At 77.0% G+C, this 16608-nt stretch carries 13 protein-coding genes; 5 read left to right on the top strand and 8 right to left on the bottom strand.

The window, feature by feature from the left end; genetic code table 11:
- Nucleotides 1-328 precede the first annotated feature (328 nt).
- Nucleotides 329-2680 (top strand): SCO7613 C-terminal domain-containing membrane protein, encoded by a 2352-nt coding sequence (locus ACH4PY_RS06150; protein ID WP_398176466.1) that lies wholly within the window; start codon nucleotides 329-331, stop codon nucleotides 2678-2680.
- 521 nt (nucleotides 2681-3201) lie between these two features.
- Nucleotides 3202-4365 (top strand): hypothetical protein, encoded by a 1164-nt coding sequence (locus ACH4PY_RS06145; protein ID WP_398177586.1) that lies wholly within the window; start codon nucleotides 3202-3204, stop codon nucleotides 4363-4365.
- A 62-nt stretch (nucleotides 4366-4427) separates the two neighbouring features.
- Here the strand turns inward: ACH4PY_RS06145 and ACH4PY_RS06140 are convergent, their stop codons facing one another.
- Nucleotides 4428-5126 carry an NADPH-dependent F420 reductase gene (locus ACH4PY_RS06140; RefSeq protein WP_398176464.1) on the bottom strand — a complete coding sequence of 233 codons (699 nt, stop codon included), beginning with the start codon at nucleotides 5124-5126 and terminating at the stop codon, nucleotides 4428-4430.
- A gap of 228 nt (nucleotides 5127-5354) precedes the next feature.
- Here ACH4PY_RS06140 and ACH4PY_RS06135 point away from each other — a divergent pair, with 228 nt between their 5' ends.
- Nucleotides 5355-5804, top strand: a complete 450-nt coding sequence (locus ACH4PY_RS06135) for a winged helix-turn-helix transcriptional regulator (protein WP_398176462.1) — start codon at nucleotides 5355-5357, stop codon at nucleotides 5802-5804.
- Nucleotides 5805-5840: 36 nt separating this feature from the next.
- Here the strand turns inward: ACH4PY_RS06135 and ACH4PY_RS06130 are convergent, their stop codons facing one another.
- From ACH4PY_RS06130 to ACH4PY_RS06110, 5 genes are all read right to left on the bottom strand, one after another.
- Nucleotides 5841-6668 carry a RimK family alpha-L-glutamate ligase gene (locus tag ACH4PY_RS06130; protein ID WP_398176460.1) on the bottom strand — a complete coding sequence of 276 codons (828 nt, stop codon included), beginning with the start codon at nucleotides 6666-6668 and terminating at the stop codon, nucleotides 5841-5843.
- A gap of 245 nt (nucleotides 6669-6913) precedes the next feature.
- On the bottom strand, nucleotides 6914-7795 hold the full coding sequence (locus ACH4PY_RS06125) for a RimK family alpha-L-glutamate ligase (RefSeq protein ID WP_398176458.1): 882 nt from the start codon (nucleotides 7793-7795) through the stop codon (nucleotides 6914-6916).
- Between the two features lie 202 nt (nucleotides 7796-7997).
- Complete coding sequence (locus ACH4PY_RS06120; RefSeq protein WP_398176456.1) at nucleotides 7998-8900, bottom strand: SDR family NAD(P)-dependent oxidoreductase; 903 nt, start codon at nucleotides 8898-8900, stop codon at nucleotides 7998-8000.
- A 185-nt stretch (nucleotides 8901-9085) separates the two neighbouring features.
- A complete protein-coding gene (locus tag ACH4PY_RS06115) occupies nucleotides 9086-9445 on the bottom strand; it encodes a hypothetical protein (RefSeq protein ID WP_398176454.1) in 360 nt (119 codons plus the stop codon).
- A gap of 76 nt (nucleotides 9446-9521) precedes the next feature.
- Nucleotides 9522-10841: a carboxylesterase family protein gene (locus ACH4PY_RS06110; protein WP_398176452.1), complete on the bottom strand. Its 1320-nt coding sequence runs from the start codon at nucleotides 10839-10841 to the stop codon at nucleotides 9522-9524.
- 443 nt (nucleotides 10842-11284) lie between these two features.
- On the opposite strand from ACH4PY_RS06110, the gene ACH4PY_RS06105 reads away from it, so the two are divergent.
- Both ACH4PY_RS06105 and ACH4PY_RS06100 read left to right on the top strand, forming a co-directional pair.
- Nucleotides 11285-11863, top strand: coding sequence for a TetR family transcriptional regulator (locus tag ACH4PY_RS06105; RefSeq protein WP_398176450.1), 579 nt, complete (start codon nucleotides 11285-11287; stop codon nucleotides 11861-11863).
- Between the two features lie 76 nt (nucleotides 11864-11939).
- Nucleotides 11940-14597 carry a tetratricopeptide repeat protein gene (locus ACH4PY_RS06100; protein ID WP_398176448.1) on the top strand — a complete coding sequence of 886 codons (2658 nt, stop codon included), beginning with the start codon at nucleotides 11940-11942 and terminating at the stop codon, nucleotides 14595-14597.
- A gap of 6 nt (nucleotides 14598-14603) precedes the next feature.
- On the opposite strand, the gene ACH4PY_RS06095 is transcribed toward ACH4PY_RS06100, so the two are convergent.
- Together ACH4PY_RS06095 and ACH4PY_RS06090 are read right to left on the bottom strand one after the other, a co-directional pair.
- Nucleotides 14604-15095 (bottom strand): hypothetical protein, encoded by a 492-nt coding sequence (locus ACH4PY_RS06095; protein ID WP_398176446.1) that lies wholly within the window; start codon nucleotides 15093-15095, stop codon nucleotides 14604-14606.
- A 137-nt stretch (nucleotides 15096-15232) separates the two neighbouring features.
- Nucleotides 15233-16495, bottom strand: coding sequence for a chitinase (locus tag ACH4PY_RS06090; protein ID WP_398176444.1), 1263 nt, complete (start codon nucleotides 16493-16495; stop codon nucleotides 15233-15235).
- Between the last annotated feature and the right edge of the window lie 113 nt (nucleotides 16496-16608).

Below are 16608 nucleotides of genomic sequence, written 5' to 3'. Positions count from 1 at the left end.
GCCGGACCACCGGCCGGTGGGGGCTGGGCGCGCAGTTCCCCGCGCCCCTGCGGGGCCGCCGCCGGGCCGTGGGGGGTAGCCGACCCGGAGGGGCGAACCGGTCCGCGCCGGACCACCGGCCGGTGGGGGCTGGGCGCGCAGTTCCCCGCGCCCCTGCGGGGCGGGCGGCGGCGGTGCGGAGGGGGCACGGGGGGGGCGGGCGGGATTGAGTATGCGTACTCATGCCGCTCGGCGGGGGGAATCGCAGACTCGGGGGATGGAACTCGACCGGTGTCCCGACTGTGGGTGGCCGCTTGGTCCGGCTGCCGCCGGATGTGGGCGGTGCGGGTTGCCGCTCGTCGGTGGCGAGGTGGTGGAACTGGGGCTCATCGCGGCGGAGTTGCGGGGGATCGCGGCGCGGCAGGCGGTGCTGGTGCAGCGGCGGGCGGCGCTGCTCGCGGTGTTGCGGGGGCGGCGCGCCGACGTCGCGGGGGTGCCGGTGCCGGATGCCGGGGCGCGGTCCGCGCAGACGCTGCTGCTCACGCTCGGCGGCTCGCTGCTCACCCTCGCCGGGCTGGTGTTCACGCTCGTGAGCTGGGGGCGCTTCGGGATCGGCGCCCGCACCGCCGTCCTGGCGGTGCTGACGCTCGCCGTACTGGCCGCGCCCTTCCCGCTGCGGCGCCGCGCCCTGGCCGCCACCGCGGAGACCGCCTCGGCGGTGGGCCTCGCGCTGGTGCTGCTCGACGCGTACGCCGCCCGGGCCGCGGGACTCGCCGGGCTCGACGGCGTACGGGCGTACGGCTACTGGGCCGCGGTCACGGGGCTCGCCGCGGCGGGAGCGGCGGCGTACGCGCGGCTCAGCCGCTCGGAGCTGCTGCCGTACGCCGCCGTGCTGCTGCTGCAACTGCCCGCCCCGCTCACCGCGGGGTACGGGCACGCCCACGCCACGGGGCTGGCGTACGCCCTGCTCGTGAGCGCGGGCGTAGACCTCGCGGTGGCGGCCCGGCTGCGGGCGCGCGTGCCGGGGCCCTTCGCGTTCGGCGCCGCCGCGGTGGGGGCGGCCGCGGGGGGCCTGCTCGCGGGCGCGGCCGCGTACTCCTTCGACTCCTACGGCCCGGCGCTGCGCGCCTGCGTCCCGCTGCTGCTCGCCGCCGCGCTGGGCCTGGCGGCGGCGGGCCTGCGCGCCGCCGCGCCGCCCGTCCGCACGGTCACGGCGGCGCTCGCGGGCCTGGCCCTGCTCGCCGCCGCCGCGGTCGCACCGCACCTCGCGCTGCCGCACGCGTGGCTCCCCCTGGCATGGGCGGGCCCGGCGGCGCTGCTGGCGGCGGTGGCCTTCGCCCTGCCGCCCCGCCGCGGCCACGGCCCCGTGGCCCTCGGACTGTCGGCGGCCGGCGCGTTCGCGCTGGCCGCCGCAGGCGTGTCCGTCCTTCCGGACCTGCTCCGCGCACTCACCGAACCCCTGCGCGGGGCACCGGACTTCCCCGGGACGTGGCATGTCACCGGAACCGTCGCGACAGTCGCCGCCCTGGTGGCGGCTGTCGCGGCGGGAGCGGCCGTACGTTTCCGCGCGGTGGCGCTGCCGCTGTGGTGCGGGGCGGCGGTGGCCACGGTGGCGGCGGCCGTGACCGCGCCCGTCGCGGCGGGCGCCCCGTACGCGGTGGCGGTCGCGGTCCCGACGGCCCTCGCGCTCGCCGCGACCGCGGCCCTGGTCCGGACCGGACCCGCGGGGCCTGCGGGCCCCCACCTCCCGCCGCCGTGGGGGGCCGGGCCCGCCGCCGCGCTCTGTGCCCTGCTCGCCGCGGGAGCGGTCGCCCTCGGCTGGTCCCTCGCGCGGGACGGCGCCGCGCTCACCGTGTGGGGGATCGCGGCCGTCGTCGCGGGCGGCGCCGCCGCGGCGCGGCGCTTCGTCCTCCCGGCGGGCACGGTGGCCGTCGCCGCACTCGGGTACGAGGCCGCGCGGGCCGCGCACGCCGCCGGGCTGCCGTCGCACCTCGCGGCGTTCGCCGTCCTGGGGATCGCGCTCGCGACCGTACCCGTGGCGGGGGCTGCCGGGGCGGGGGCGGAGTACGCCGGATACGTGCTCGGCGCGGTGGCGGTCACCGCGACCGCCGGGCACCCGCAGGAACTCAGCCTCGCGCTGGCCCTCGCCGGAGCGGGCGCCGCCGGAACCGCGCTCCGCGCCGAACGCCGCCGGGCCGCGGCGACCGCGGCCGCGCTCCTGCTCAGCGCGTCCCTGTGGGTGCAGCTCGCCCTCGCGGAGGTGCACGCCCCCGAGCCGTACACCGTCGGGCCCTCCGCCGTACTCCTCGCCCTGGGGCACCTGCGGCGCCGCCGCGCACCCGCGCTCGGCTCATGGCCCGCGTACGGGCCGGGCCTCTGCGCGACGCTGCTGCCCAGCCTGGTCGCGGTATGGGCCCAGCCGCACGGGCCCCGGCCCCTGCTGCTGGGCGCCGCGGCGCTGACGGTGACCCTGCTCGGCGCCCGGCACCGCCTCCGGGCCCCGCTCGTCACGGGCGGCCTCGTCCTGCTCGCCGACGCGGCGCACGAGCTCGCCCCGGCCGTCCTGCACTCCCTCGCGCACGTCCCCCACTGGGCGCCCGTCGCCCTGGCGGGCGGCCTCCTCGTCTACGTAGGTGCCACCTACGAACGCCGCCTCGCCGAGGCGCGCCGCCTGCGCTCCACCTTCCACTCCCTCCACTGAGCCCCTTCCCTTGGGCCCTTCGCGCTCCGGGATGCCTCTTGCGGCGGTCGCCGCGACCTTCCGCCGGTGGGGGCTTGCCGCGCCCCTGAAAAACGGGTGCCCTCCCCCGCAGCCTCGCCCAAGGACGCTCACCCCCACCGGCTGGCAGCCGCTGGTCCGGCCTGGAGGGGGACGGTGCGGGGTGCCCCCCGCAGGAATGCGCTGGGCGTAGCTCACCAACTCGGTACGAGGCCGAACGCGCATTCCGAGGAGGTGCCCCGTGGCGGCCCCCGACGCACCCCCGGACGGAAAGCGCGATGCCCCGCCGGGTACCACCCAGGGGCGCGTGGGGGCACCTCCCAGGCGAAGCCCTGGGGGAGAACTGCGCGAGCAACCACCCACCCAGCGGCCGGGATCCGGGCACCCTCGTGTCGTCCCCGTAGGATGCGGCGGGGGGCACGGCAGCGCGTACGCGTACGCGTACGGTGGCGGGGCCGGGCTCCCGTCGACCGTCCCCGACGAGAGCGAGAGCCGGTGCCGTGCTGACGGCAGGTCTTCCGACGCGGCGGCCGCTGCCCGGGTCCGGCGCCGGGGGTGCCCGGCGCGGGCTGGTGGTCGCGCTGTGCGGCTACGCGGCGGTGCGCGCCGCCGGGCTCGTCGTGCTCGCGGTCTGGTCGGCGGCGAACGGCAAGAGCGCGGTGACGCTGCTCTCCCGCCGCTGGGACTCGCTCTGGTACGTGCGGGTCGTCGACCGGGGATACGGCTACGTCCTGACCGCGCCGGACGGTCGGCGGCTGTCCGACCTGGCGTTCTTCCCGCTGCTGCCGTGGCTGGAGCGGTCGGTGTCGTGGCTGACGGGGCTGGCGGAGCCGGACGCCGGGCTGCTGGTCTCGGCGGTGGCCTCGCTCGCCGCGGCCGCGGGCATCCACGCGGTGGTGCGGCGGTCCGTCCCAAAGCGGCCGGACGTCGCGATCACCGCCGTCGTGCTGTGGGCCGCGCTGCCGGTGGGGATCGTGCAGTCGATGGCGTACAGCGAGTCGCTGTTCACCGCGCTGGCCGCGTGGTCGCTGTGCTGCGCGCTGGACCGGCGGTGGATCGCCGCGGGCCTGCTCGCGTCGGCCGCCGGGCTGACCCGGCCGATCGGGCTCGCGGTGGCGTGCGCGGTGCTGGTGGCCGCGGGGACGCACGCCCGGCGGGCCGGGGTCTCACCGCGGCTGGTGGCCGGTGCGCTGCTGGCCCCGGCGGGGGCCGCCGGGTACGTGCTGTGGGTGGGCGCCCGGCGCGGCAGCCTGTTCGGCTACCTGGACGTGCAGCGCGGGTGGGGCAACGGCTTCGACGGCGGGGCGGCCTTCGTCCGCTTCACCGGCGGGCTCGCGGCGCGCCCGCCGTACGTGGGCGGGGTGCTGCTCGCGGCCGGTGTCGGGGTGCTGCTGTGGGGGTATGTGCGGGGCTTCCGGGAGGGCGGGCCGCGGCTGCCGCTGCCCGTGCAGGTCTACACGGGGATCGTGCTCGCGCTGGCGCTGTGCTCGTCGGGCTACTTCGGCTCGAAGCCGCGGCTGCTGATGCCCGCGTTCGGCGTGCTGGTGCCGGTGGCGGCGGCGCTGGGGCGGCTGCGGGTGCGGTGGCGGGCGGCGGTGCTGGCGGTGTGCGCGTTGGGGGCCGCGGTGTACGGGGCGCTCTGGCTGAACGGGTCGGGGCCGCCCTGACCGCGCGGGCGGCGCCGCCCCCTCCGTACGGACCCGAGCGCGGGCCCGGGGCGGGGGGCGGCTCAGGCCCGGGTGCCCGCTCCCGCGATGTGGAAGTTGAAGTCCGGGTGGCCTATCACGCCGAACAGCCGCACCCACACGGGCAGCAGCATCTCCGTGCCGCGGGCGCTCGCGACGCCGCCGAGGTCGATGACGCTGGCGGGCGGCCAGCCGAAGGACTCCAGCAGCGCGGTGACCTCCTTCTTCGCGCCCGCGTCGGCGCCGCAGACGAAGACGGTGTGCTCGCCCGGCACCCGGGCCGGGTCGACCATGACGGCGGCGTTCATCGTGTTGAGCGTCTTGACGACCTTCGCGGCGGGGAAGGCCCGCTGGATCTGCTCGGCGAGGCTGTCGGTGTTGACGGGGTCGAGCGAGGGCGGCGCGCCCCGCGAGAAGTCCAGCGGGTTGGCGACGTCCACGAGCGGCTTCCCGGCGAGGTTCGCGGCACCGGCCGCGGCCAGCACGTCGAGGGTGGCGGCGCCCGAGCTGGCGTTGACGACGGCCTGCGCGCCCGCGGCCGCCTCGGCGAAGGTCGCGAGCACGACGGCCGGGTGGGCGGCGAGCCACGCGGCGAAGGGGGCGTTGCCGTAGGCGTCGGGCTCGGTGCGGGCGAGCGTCGCGCCCGGGTCGCGGGTGCCGACGACGACCTCGTGGCCGAGCGTGGCGAGCTTGCCGGCGAGGGTCCGGCCGACGATGCCGGTGCCGAGCACTGCGTAGCGCATGACGTATCCGCTTCCTGTCCTGTCGTAAGGGTGGGTGGTGGCGTACGGCGCCGTGCCCCGGGCCCGGGGCACGGGCGGGCGCTGCCGCGCCGGGTGGGCCGACTCCCTTGCGGCGGGCGGCACCTGGCCACACCGGGACCGTAAGCTTCAGTCGATTCCGCTGACCAGTACGCACTTTCGGGTGCCTGTCGCCCACCGCCGGCCGGCCCGGCACGAAGGAGTCACCCCATGCCCGACGAGACCGGACCCGGTAGCGGCCCCGGCACCGGACCCGACGGCAGCACCGGCACCAACACCCGTTTCGGCGCCGTCGGGCCGCCCGGGATCGCCGTCCCCGACGTCCTCAACCCGCACTGCGGGTCGCGCCAGGTGCTGGAGCTGGTCTCCGACAAGTGGAGCGCGCTCATCCTCTTCCTGCTGGGGCACCGCCCGCACCGGCACGCCGAGTTGATGCGCACGGTGGGCGGGATCAGCCAGAAGATGCTCACGCAGACGCTGCGCTCGCTGGAGGCGGACGGGCTGGTCCACCGGGAGGCCTTCCCGGTGGTGCCGCCGCACGTCGAGTATTCGCTGACGCCGCTCGGGGAGTCGCTGTCCCCGCTGCTGCACGGGCTGTGCCGGTGGGCGGAGGCGCACCACGCCGACATCGAGGCGGCGCGCGCGAGGGCGGCCTCCTGACCGTACGGTCCGGGTCCGCCGGGGCCCAGCCGGGGCTCAGGCCCAGGGGCCGCCGCAGGCCGCGGCCGTCCAGCCGCCCGCGCCGCGCAGCACGAGCGCGGCGAGCGCCTCGGGGGCGCCGGGGCGGCCGCGCAGGCCGGGGAAGGCGTTGACGTCCACGACGACGGGCCCCGCGGGGGTGGTGACGACGTCCACGCCGTAGACCTCCAGCCCGAAGGCGGCACCGGTGCGGCGGACCAGGTCCCGCCAGGCGGGCGGGAGCGCGGCGGGCACGGGCCCGGTGTCGGCGGTGGGGGCGGCGAGTTCGGACCGGCGGCGGGCGGTGAAGACGTGCGGGCCGACGGCGTAGAGCTTGTGGTCCCAGCCGGAGTTGGGCACGAAGTCCTGCACGACGTACGGCTCTTCGGGCGCGGTGGCCGCGAAGTCCCGTACGGCCGCGGGGCCGTCGAGCCGTACGACGGTGTCGGACTTGCGGCTGTGCCTGCTCTTCACCACGACCGGCCCGGACTGCGCCTCCCCGGCGGCGAGTGCGGCGGGCGAGGGATAGCAGCGGGTCGGCGCGAAGGGCAGCCCCGCGCCCAGGGCGTCGGCGGCCATCGCCTGGCGGTCCTGGCAACGGGCGGTCGCGGCAGCGGAGTTGAGGACCCGCGCCCCCGCGTCCTCCAGCGCGCGGGCCAGCTCCAGCGCCTGCGGTGTACGGGCCTTGAGCAGGTAGACGTCGGCGGGCTCACCCGGTGGGCGGGGGCCCGCCGGATCGAGCACCTCGACGCTCGCGCCGCCGCCCGCCAGCAGGGCCGCCGCCGCGGCGAGCAGCGGGTGGCCGGGGTCGGTCGTGACGAGCCCGACCCGCAGCGGCCGCCGCACCCGCGGCGGCGCCCCCGGAGGAGCGGCCCCGAGCGGACTGCGACTCCGGGACCGCGCGACCCGCGAGCCCGGGTCCGTCCCGAACGGCTCACCCGCCCCACCGGGGCCACGGCCCGGGTCCGTCCCGAACGGCCCCTCCGCCCCACCGGGACCACGGCCCGGGTCCGTCCCGAACGGCCCCTCCGCCCCACCGGGGCCACGGCCCGGGTCCGTCCCGAGCGGCCCCTCCGCCCCACCGGGGGTGCTCATGGGACCGGGACGGCCGTGGGGGCCGAGGTCGGGACGGGGGCGGGGCGTGGGGCCGGGGGTGCCGGGCGGCGGTCGCGGGCCAGGCCGAGGACGGCGGCGGCGACGCGCGCGGCCGCGTCGGGTACCTGCCGGAAGCTCGGGAAGTCGTTGACGTCCACGACGACCGGGCCGTCCGGGGCGAGCAGCACGTCCAGGCCGTAGAGGTCGAGCCCGTAGATCGCGCCGACGCGCGCGGCGATCGCGGCGACCTCGCGCGGCAGCGCCACCCGGCGTTCGGGCTGCGGCAGGTCGGGGTGCAGCGGGGAGCGGCGCTCGGTGGCGTAGAAGTCGTCGCGGACGCAGTAGACCTTGATGTCCACACCGGAGTTGGGCACGTACGGCTGCGCGATGAGCAGGCCCTCGCCGCGCAGTTCCGGGGCGAGGGCGGTGAGGGCGGCGGGCGTGGCGACCAGGTGCACGGCCCGCCCCGAACTGCCGTCGGCGGGCTTGACGACCAGCGGGTAGTCCGACTCGGGTATCTCGGCGAGGAGTTCGGGCCGGGCGGCCGCGTAGGTCGTCGGCATCGGCACCCCGCCGGCCCGGCCGATCGCGGCGGCGAGCGCCTTGTCCCGCACCCCGCGGATGGCCCGCGCGTCGTTGACGGTCGTGAGCCCGGCTGCCGCGGCGGCCTCCAGCAGGGTGAGGCCGGGCCCGCCGGAGACGGTCTTGAGCACCCACGCGTCGTGCGCGGCCGTACGCAGCAGGTCGGTCATCCGCAGCAGCGAGCCGCCGGGCCGTACGACGTCCACCTGGTGGCCCCACGCGGTGAGTTGCCGGATCACCTCCACCGGCATGCCGTCGTGACGGTAGTTCTCCTCCACCAGAAAGCACAGCTTCATGCGCCCCACTCCCCCCCAAGCCCCTCCCCCGGGCCGTCCTTCCGACGGTGACCGGCGGGGCGTGAAGGTCACAGGATGCCACGCGTTCCCCCGGGCCGAACGGCCACCGTCAACTACGTGCACATGAGGGGTGGTTGACGGTTGGGCGTACGGCTGCACGGGGCGCGGGCCGGGGTCGGCCCCGGGGCGGGCTGCGGCTCGGTCAGCGCGACTGCCGCAGCGGGTCGAGCTGTTCGGCCGTGACGCCGTCGACGGCCGTGGACTCGCTCAGCTGCTGCCACCGCTCGTCGGACGCGAGCAGCGCGCGGCCCGCCGCCGTGGCGTAGGCGTACGCGTCCGGACCGGCGAGCAGCCGCAGCGGCGGCTCGTCGAGGCCGACGACGTCCAGGACCAGCCGGGCGACCTTCACCGGGTCGCTCGCCGCGAGGGCCTGCGGGGAGTGGACGCGCGCCATCGCGCCGACGGTCTCCTCGTACTCCGGCCGGACGGGGTCGATCCGCATCGAGGACCCGGCCCAGTCGGTGCTCATGCCGCCCGGCTCGATGACGGTGACCTTGATGCCGAGCGGGCCGACCTCGGCGGCCAGCACCGACGAGAAGCCGCCGACCGCCCACTTCGCGGACTGGTACGCCCCGAGCCCGGGGGTCGCGAGCCGCCCGCCGACCGACGAGATCTGCACGATGTGCCCGGCGCGCTGCTCGCGCATGACCGGCAGCGCGGCCTGCGTGAGGCGGACGACGCCGAAGAGGTTGGTGTCGACCTGGGCGCGGAAGTCCTCGAAGTCGACGTCCTCGACGGAGCCGACGTTCGCGTACCCCGCGTTGTTGACCAGGACGTCGAGCCGCCCGAAGCGGTCGACCGCGGTACGGACCGCGGCGCGCGCCGCCTCGCCGTCGGTGACGTCCAGCTCGGTCACGGCGAGCCGCTCCCCGTACGCGTCCGCGAGGTCGTCGAGCGCTCCGGCCTTGCGGACCCCGGCGACGACCCGGTGCCCGGCGGCCAGCGCGGCCGCCGCGATCTCCCGCCCGAGGCCGCGCGAGGCGCCGCTGACCAGGAGGACGAGGGGTGTGGTGGTGGTGTTCTGCTCAGGCATCTGCTCCGGCATGACTGTCTCCTTGCGCACCGGCCGACACTTCTTACTAACCGGTTGATTAGCAACGTCTCCCATGGAACCTCGCCCGAGGAGTGTTGTCAACTGATCGGTTAGTTGATAAGCGCGTGTCGCCCCGCGCGGCCCCCGGACACGGGCCCGGGATGCGCAGGAGGGCCCGGGAGGCCCCTTCGGTCAGGTCACCAGATGACGATGCCGCCGCCCACGCCCCGGGCCCGTTCGGCGGCCGCGACGATGTTGGCGAAGCGCGCGCGCACGTAGTCCGGGAGGTAGCCGCCGCGTTCGGCCAGGTCGTCCAGGTGCGGCCGCAGCAGGGCGCACTCGGCGAGGAAGTCCGCGATGTCGTCCCGCTCCACGTAGAGATCCTCGCGCGCGAGCCGCGGCAGGAACCGCGCCCCCAGGGCCACGACCGCCTCGCCGCCCCACAGCCGCTTCCGGGTGCTCTCGAACCCGGCCAGGTCGCGGCCGCCGTCCGGGTCGTCGAGGAAGTCGTGGCCGCCGTCGGCGTCGTAGCCGAAGGTGTGCACGGAAAGGCTCATGGCGCGATTGTCGGCGCCGCCGCCGGAAGGTGTCGACCGCGTTCCGGGGAGCGGAGGCGGGGCCGGGGAGCCGCGGCTACTCGAAGATCCTGACGTACGGGTACGCGGCCCACCCCGGGTCGCCGGTGTGCGCGAAGGCCGCCCACGCGGTCTGGACCTCGGCGGTCAGCCGGCGCAGGTCCGCCGGGTCGGCGCCCGCGAGCATCGGGGCCGGGCGCCAGGCGGGGCGGTCGGCGCCGAAGAGAAAGGGCAGCTCGACGCAGTGGCAGGGCCCGAGCGGGCTGCCGGGCGGGGCCCAGTCGAACCGGTAGGCGTGCGCGGTGGCGGCGCGGGCCGCGAGGCGGAGCGTCCCGTCGGTGAAGCGCCGGGCGGTGACGTCGGCGAGGACGGCCGCGGGCTCGTCGGGGAAGAAGGCCCGCGCCTCGTCCCGCGCGGTGCCGACCAGGAGCGGTACGCCGGTGCGCGCGGCGCCGACGGGATCGGCGGGCAGCCCGCCCGCCGCGACCAGTTGCAGCGGCGGCGTCACGGACAGCGGCTCGGCCGCCTCGCGGGCCAGGGCCTGCTGGGCGCCGAGCAGCGCGCGGACGCCGAGGGAGCGCAGCCCGGCGGCCCACGGCGGCGCGGGCCCACCCGGCTCGGGGTCCGCCTCCCCGCCCGTGTCGGGGCCGGGCGGCACGCCCGCGAGCCGCGCCAGGCGCCGCGCGCGGGCGACGGCCCGCTCCGGGGCGTCGGGCGCGACGCCCGCCGGGGCGCTCTGGAGGACGGCCCGCGCGAACAGGCCGCGCCCGGCGGGGTGGGCGAGCAGCGCGAGGACGGAGAGGGCACCCGCCGACTGCCCGGCGAGCGTGACGCGGCCCGGGTCGCCGCCGAACGCGGGCGCCGACGCCCGCACCCAGCGCAGGGCGGCGACCTGGTCGAGCAGGCCCGGGTTGACGGCCGCCTCCTGCGGCCCGAGGTGGGCGTAGCCGAAGGCGCCGAGGCGGTAGTTGACCGTCACCACGACCATGTGCCCGCGCGCGGCGAGCTGCGTGCCGTCGTAGAAGTCCTCGCCGCCGGAGCCGCTGGAGAAGCCGCCGCCGTGCAGCCAGACCAGGACGGGCAGGCCGGTGCCGCCCTCGCCGTGCAGGTCGGGCGTCCACACGTGCACCGCGAGGCAGTCCTCGCTCTGCGGGAGCCCGCCGCCGGGCCCCATGACGGGGGCGAGCCGCGAGGGCGGCTGGGGCGCGGCGGGGCCGGGCGCGGCGGCGTCCCGTACCCCTGTCCAGCCGGGCGCGTCCCGCGGCGCCGAGAACCGCCCGGCGACGGCGTACGGCACCCCGCGGTAGGCGGCGGCCCCGCCCGCGACCGTCCCCCGCAGCACCCCCTGCGGTGTACGGACGGCGGGACGGTCGGTCATCGTGCGCACCTCCGGTGCAGCGGGCGCGGGCGGGCAGCGCGCCGGGCGGGCGGCGGTCGGACAGCCACCGCCCCGGGCCCCGCTCGGACGCGGCGCCCGGCGGGACGGCGTACCGCACCGCCCGGGGACGGCACCCTCCGCGGGGCACGCGCCCTGCGCCGGCCGGGCCGGGCACCCCACGGCTGCGGGACGGGACGGGACGGGCCGGACGCGGGGCCGGGGCGGGCACGGCGCGAGGCCGAGGCAGGACCGGCACGAGCCCGGGACAGCTCGGCGCGGGGCCGGAAGCAGGCTCGGCGCGGGCGCCCGGCCCCTCCCTCCCTCTATTGTTCTGTCCCGGCGGCGCGGCGGCATCCGCTCACCCCGCGGCCTGTGGACAACCTCGTATCCGGCCTCCGGACACCCCTGTGTCAACTGTCCGGTTAGTTGATACGGTGGACGGTATGACCAAGGACGTCCCCGCCCGCGACGCGGACGCGACCCGGCGCCGCCTGCTCGACGCGGCGACCGCCGAATTCGCCGCGTACGGCATCGCGGGCGCCCGCGTCGACCGCATCGCTGCGGAGGCCCGCAGCAACAAGGCGCAGATCTACCACTACTACGGCAGCAAGGACGGCCTGTTCGACGCCGTCTTCGACGAGATGTGCCGGCAGACCCTCGACGCCGTCCCGATCGACCCCGCGAACCTCCCCGAGTACGCCGGTCGCCTGCACGACTCCTACGTCGAACGCCCCTGGGTGCAGCGCCTCGCCACCTGGTACCGGCTGGAGCGCGCGGGCAGCGGCGTGGAGCTGCCGGTCGTCGCCGAGAGCACCCGCGCGAAGGTCCGCGCGATCGAGGAGGCCCAGCACGCGGGCGTCCTGCCCGCCCGCTACTCCCCCTCCGAGCTGCTCGGCCTGGTCCTGCACCTGTCCGGTTTCTGGAGCAGCAACGTGCCCGAGTACGACGCGGTGTCCGCCCCGACGTCCGCGGCCCGGCGCCGCGAGGTCGTCGTCGCGGCGGTGGCGGCGTTGCTCGCCTGACGCGACCCGGCCCCCGGGCCTACGCTCGACGGGCGTCGTCTTTCGGCGGCCGGTCGTCGTCCGGGGGGTGTGTGCGGTGGATTCGGGGCCCGCGGGCGTGGGCGCGGCGGAGGGCGGGCTCGCCGCGGGCGGCGAGGTGACCGTCACCGCCGCGGGCTCCGGCTCCGTGGCCGCGGGCGTGATCGGGCAACTGCACCGGCATGTGCACCAGGCCCCGCGCGGCCCGGTGGTGTGGCCGCACACGGTCGGGGTCGTGCCGCCCCGGGCAGGCGCGTTCCAGGACCGAGCCGAACGGGCACGGCTGCGCGCCGCACTCGCGGGCGGCGGCACCGCGGTGCTGTGCCAGGTGCTCACCGGCATGGGCGGGGTCGGCAAGACCCAGTTGGCCGCCGACCTCGCCCGCGAGGTGTGCGGCGGGCCGGACGGCGCCGAGCTGCTGGTGTGGGTCACGGCGACCGGGCGGGACGCGGTGGTCGCCGCCTTCGCACAGGCCGGGGCCGAGGTGTGCGGGGCGGATCCGGCGGACCCGCCGCAGGCCGCCCGCACGTTTTTGGCCTGGCTGGCGACGGGCCACCGCCGGTGGCTGGTCGTCCTCGACGACGTCGCCGACCCCAACGACCTGACGGGCCTGTGGCCCCCGGCCGTCGCGACGGGCCGGACCGTCCTGACCACCCGCCGCCGGGACGCGGCCCTCAGCCGGGGCGACCGCCGCCTCATCGACGTCGGCGTCTTCACCCCGAGGGAGGCCCTGACGTACCTGACCTCGGTGCTCACCCCCACCGCCGAACCCGCCGCCGCCGACCGCGCCGGCTCCGAACCCGCCGACCCCGACTCCACCGCCGCCGACCGCGCCGGCCCCGCGCCCGTCAACGGGGAGGCCCGGCAACTGGAGGCGCTCGCCGTCGGGTTGGGGTGCCTGCCGTTGGCGTTGTCGCAGGCCGCGGCCTACATCGCGGACGCCGGGATCGGGGTGCCGGACTACCGGGAGCGGCTCGCCCGGCGGGCGCGCACGCTGGAGGACCTCAGCCCGGACGCGCTGCCGGACGACCAGGCGCACACCATGGCGGCGGCGTGGCGCCTGTCGGTGGAGTACGCCGACCAGCTCCGCCCCGCCGGGATCGCCCGGCCGATGCTGGAGCTGACCGCCTTCCTCGCGCCCGGCGGCATCCCCGCGCCCGTCCTGACCGCCGAGCCGGTGCTCGCTCACCTCGCCGGGCGCGCGGGTCGCGCGGTGACGGGGGAGGACGCGGAGGACGCTCTGCGGGCCCTGCACCGCGTCAGCCTGCTCAGCGCGCCGGGGGTGGAGGAGGAGGGGGCCGGGCGGCGGGTGCGCGTCCACCAGGTCGTGCAGCGTGCGACGCGCGAGGCCCTGTCGCCGCAGGAGTTCGGGCGGGCGGCCGACGCGGCGGCCGCCGCGCTGCGGGCGGCCTGGCCCGAGGTCGAGCGGGACACCGCGCTGGCCCAGGCGCTGCGCGACTGCGCCGCCGCGCTGATGTCCTGCACGGACGACTCCGGGTGCCTGTACGGATCCGGCGCCGACGCGGTGTTCTTCCGGGCCGGGACGAGCCTGGGCCAGGCGGGTCAACCCGGCGCGGCCACCGACTACTTCACGCATCTCGCGGCCACTGCCGCCCGTCACATCGGCGCCGACCACCGTCACACCCTGGTCGCCCGCCACAACGCAGCCTTCTGGCACGGTGAGACGGGCGACCCGGCGGGCGGCGCGGACCGACTGGCCGCTGTCGTCGCCGACATGGCGCGCGTCCTCGGGCCCGAGCACCCCGACGTCCTCACCGCGCGGCACCACGTGGCCCGCTACCGGGGGCAGGCGGGCGACTCGGCCGGGGCGGTCGCGGCCCTCGCCGACCTCGTGGCCGACCACGTCCGCGTCCTGGGTCCCGACCACCCCGGCACCCTCGCCGTCCGTGACCAGCACGCCGAGCGGCGCGGCATCGCGTCCGACTCGGCGGGCGCGGTCGAGCTGTTCACGGCCCTGCTCGCCGACCGGCTGCGCGTCCACGGCCCCGACCACCCCATGACCCTCGCCACGCGCAACAACCTCGCCCGCTGGCAGGGGCACGCGGGCGACCCGGCCCTGGCCGCCGAGATCCTCGCGGAGGTCGCCGCCGACCACGTGCGCGTCATGGGTCCGGACAGCCCCGCGACCCTCAACGCCCGCCACAACCACGCCCATTGGGTGGGCCACGCCGGGGACGCCGCGGGCGCCGTCACGGCGTACGTCGCCCTGCTCGCGGATCGGCTGCGGGTCCTCGGCCCGGATCACCCCGACACGCTCGCCACCCGGCACAACCTCGCCCAGTGGCGGGGCCGGGCGGGGGACGTCACGGGCGCCGTGGCCGACTTCACCGACGTGCTCCGCGGCCGTCTGCGGGTCCTGGGCCCGGACCACCCGGACACCCTCACGACCCGCAGCTACCTCGCCCGGTGGCGGGGGCGCGCGGGCGACCCGCGCGAGGCGGTCGCGGCCTACACCGACCTGCTCGCCGACCGGCTGCGGGTCCACGGCCCCGACCACCCCATGACCCTGGTCACCCGGGACAACCTCGCGGTGTGGCGCGGGCGTTCGGGCGACGCGGCGGGCGCCGCGCAAGCCCTCGCCGAGCTGCTCGACGACCGGGTCCGCCTCTTCGGCCCCGACCATCCGGAGACGGCGACCACCCGCCGGTTCCTCGCCCACTGGCGCACACGGGCGGCCGGGGCGGACGGCGGCTGACGGGCCTCAGGACGTGGACTCCTCACCGGGCGCGTCGGCGGGCGGGTCCGCGGGCGCGTCCGCAGGTCGGCTCGCGGGCGCATCGGCGGGCGGGCTCGCGGGCGGGACGGCGTCGCCCGAGACGAGGACGCGGTAGTAGCTCTTCTCCCGGTAGCGCACCGGGAGGGTCCACCCCACCTGGGGCAGCGCGGTGATGGGGAACTTGTGGTCGGTCTCGGTCTCGAAGCGCTCGCCGTCGGGCGGGGTCACGGCGAGGGTCATGTCGAGCACGACCATGCCGTCGTTCTGCACCTTGCGCGGGGAGAGTTTCAGGATCTCCGCGGTCGCGGCGACCCCGCGCTCCAGGATCCGCCTCCGGTTCGCGCTGTCGGCCGCCGCCGCGACGAGCGCGAGGATCATGGCCGCGCCGATGGCGCCGAAGATGTAGTAGGCGGGCGTGTTGTCCACATGACCCGTGCAGTTCGTCTGGTGGCAGTTCACTGCCAGTTGCGCGAGCATCGCGTCCCCCCTCGTTCGCGTCCCGGCACCATCATGGACCTCGTCCGCCGGTCCGAGAACGGGGGTCGGCCCGGCCCCGGGAGCGGGGTCGGGCCGACGGGCGGGAGGGGTCGGTGACGGGCGGCAGGGCCGTGGGCTCAGCAGGCCCCGAGGTCCTGCCAGACACCCCATTCGCCGGTGGTGCCGGGCTCCTCGCCCTGCGTCCACCACTTGGCCTGCCAGGTGTGGCCCTTCCAGGAGACCTGGTTGCCGCCGGTGTAGATCGCGGACGAACTCCAGGACGCGACGTGGCAGTTGCCGGTGCCGCCGGTCGTGGACCCGCCCGTGGTCGAACCGCCGGTCGTGGCGCCGCCGTTGGTGGTCGAGCCGGTGGTTCCGGAGGACGTGCCGCCGTTGGTGGTGCCGCCGCTCGTGCCGCCGGACCCGCCCGCGTACTTCAGGAAGGTGTCGGTGAACTGGAGCGGGCTCTGGCTGATCTGGCTGCACGTGGACAGCGAGTTGGCGCCGCCGCCGCACGCCTGGTCGCGGGTCACGGCCCAGAAGGCGAGGCGGCCGACGCCGTGCTGCTCGGCGAAGGTCTCGACGGTCTGGGCGTCGGCGAGGGTGAAGGTGGAGCCGTCGTCGTTCTTGCCGATCATCGGCGTGATGCCGAGGTTGGCGTAGGTGTAGCTGGAGTCGACGGACTGTATCTGGGACAGCGTGGCCTGGGCCGCGGCGACCGAGCCCTGGCCCATCTCGGTGCCGGTGCCCGTGTAGTAGTCCATCGTCATGATGTTGACGACGTCGATCTTCACGCCCGCGGTCTTCGCGGCCTTGACGATGTTGACGCCGTCGGCGGTCAGTCCGCTCGCCAGCACCGGCAGCGTGACCGAGAACTGCAGGTTCGGGTTGGACGCCTTGAGCGTCTTCATCGCCTGCATCTGGCGGGCCGCGGCCGCCGTGTCGGCGACCGCGGCGCCCTCGATGTCGAAGTCGAGCTGCGTGACGCCGTAGTCGTTGATGAGGGCCTGGTAGCCGGAGACGATCGAGCTCTGCGTGGAGCAGGTCCAGGCGAGCGGCAGGCCGCTGGCGCCGCCGGAGGAGATGATGACGGACGCGCCTTCGGACTTCGCCTTCGCGATCAGCGGGTCGGTGAAGGAGTCGTTGCCGATCGGGAGGGTGTCGCCCCAGATCTGGTTGCAGCCGGAGCCGAGCACGAAGGCCGCGGTGTAGGCCTTGAGCCCGTGGCCGGTGATGGCCTGGTCGAGCAGGCCCTCCTGGCTGTTGCTCATGTCGACGTAGGGGGCGACGGCGTAGGTGCTGGTCGCCGCGGCGTTGCCGGCGGGGGCCAGGGCGAGGACGGCGCCGGCGGTCGCGAGGGTGAGCGCGGAGGCGGAAGCCACCCATTTGGCAAGGTGCATGAAAGCCCCTCGGGCGTGAAGTGGTGGGGGGGAGGAGGAGTTCATCTCAGGCCTGAGTTGGTACATACCAAAGCGCGCGCAGGTGTACCGCGTCAAGAGGACTAGACCAACTC

Origin of the sequence: Streptomyces sp. NPDC021224 (assembly GCF_044332905.1) — a bacterium.
In the GTDB taxonomy this organism is placed as follows: Bacteria; Actinomycetota; Actinomycetes; order Streptomycetales; family Streptomycetaceae; genus Actinacidiphila.
Note: the sequence above shows the minus strand (reverse complement) of the source record. Positions and strands in the feature narration are given on the sequence as shown.

What these genes read in the sequence shown, in the direction of transcription:
- ACH4PY_RS06115 (WP_398176454.1), bottom strand. Translation starts at nt 9,445, where the DNA reads ATGAGCCTTTCCGTGCACACCTTCGGCTACGACGCCGACGGCGGCCAC.
- ACH4PY_RS06110 (WP_398176452.1), bottom strand. Translation starts at nt 10,841, where the DNA reads ATGACCGACCGTCCCGCCGTCCGTACACCGCAGGGGGTGCTGCGGGGG.
- ACH4PY_RS06095 (WP_398176446.1), bottom strand. Translation starts at nt 15,095, where the DNA reads ATGCTCGCGCAACTGGCAGTGAACTGCCACCAGACGAACTGCACGGGT.
- ACH4PY_RS06120 (WP_398176456.1), bottom strand. Translation starts at nt 8,900, where the DNA reads ATGCCGGAGCAGATGCCTGAGCAGAACACCACCACCACACCCCTCGTC.
- ACH4PY_RS06090 (WP_398176444.1), bottom strand. Translation starts at nt 16,495, where the DNA reads ATGCACCTTGCCAAATGGGTGGCTTCCGCCTCCGCGCTCACCCTCGCG.
- ACH4PY_RS06125 (WP_398176458.1), bottom strand. Translation starts at nt 7,795, where the DNA reads ATGAAGCTGTGCTTTCTGGTGGAGGAGAACTACCGTCACGACGGCATG.
- ACH4PY_RS06135 (WP_398176462.1), top strand. Translation starts at nt 5,355, where the DNA reads ATGCCCGACGAGACCGGACCCGGTAGCGGCCCCGGCACCGGACCCGAC.
- ACH4PY_RS06105 (WP_398176450.1), top strand. Translation starts at nt 11,285, where the DNA reads ATGACCAAGGACGTCCCCGCCCGCGACGCGGACGCGACCCGGCGCCGC.
- ACH4PY_RS06140 (WP_398176464.1), bottom strand. Translation starts at nt 5,126, where the DNA reads ATGCGCTACGCAGTGCTCGGCACCGGCATCGTCGGCCGGACCCTCGCC.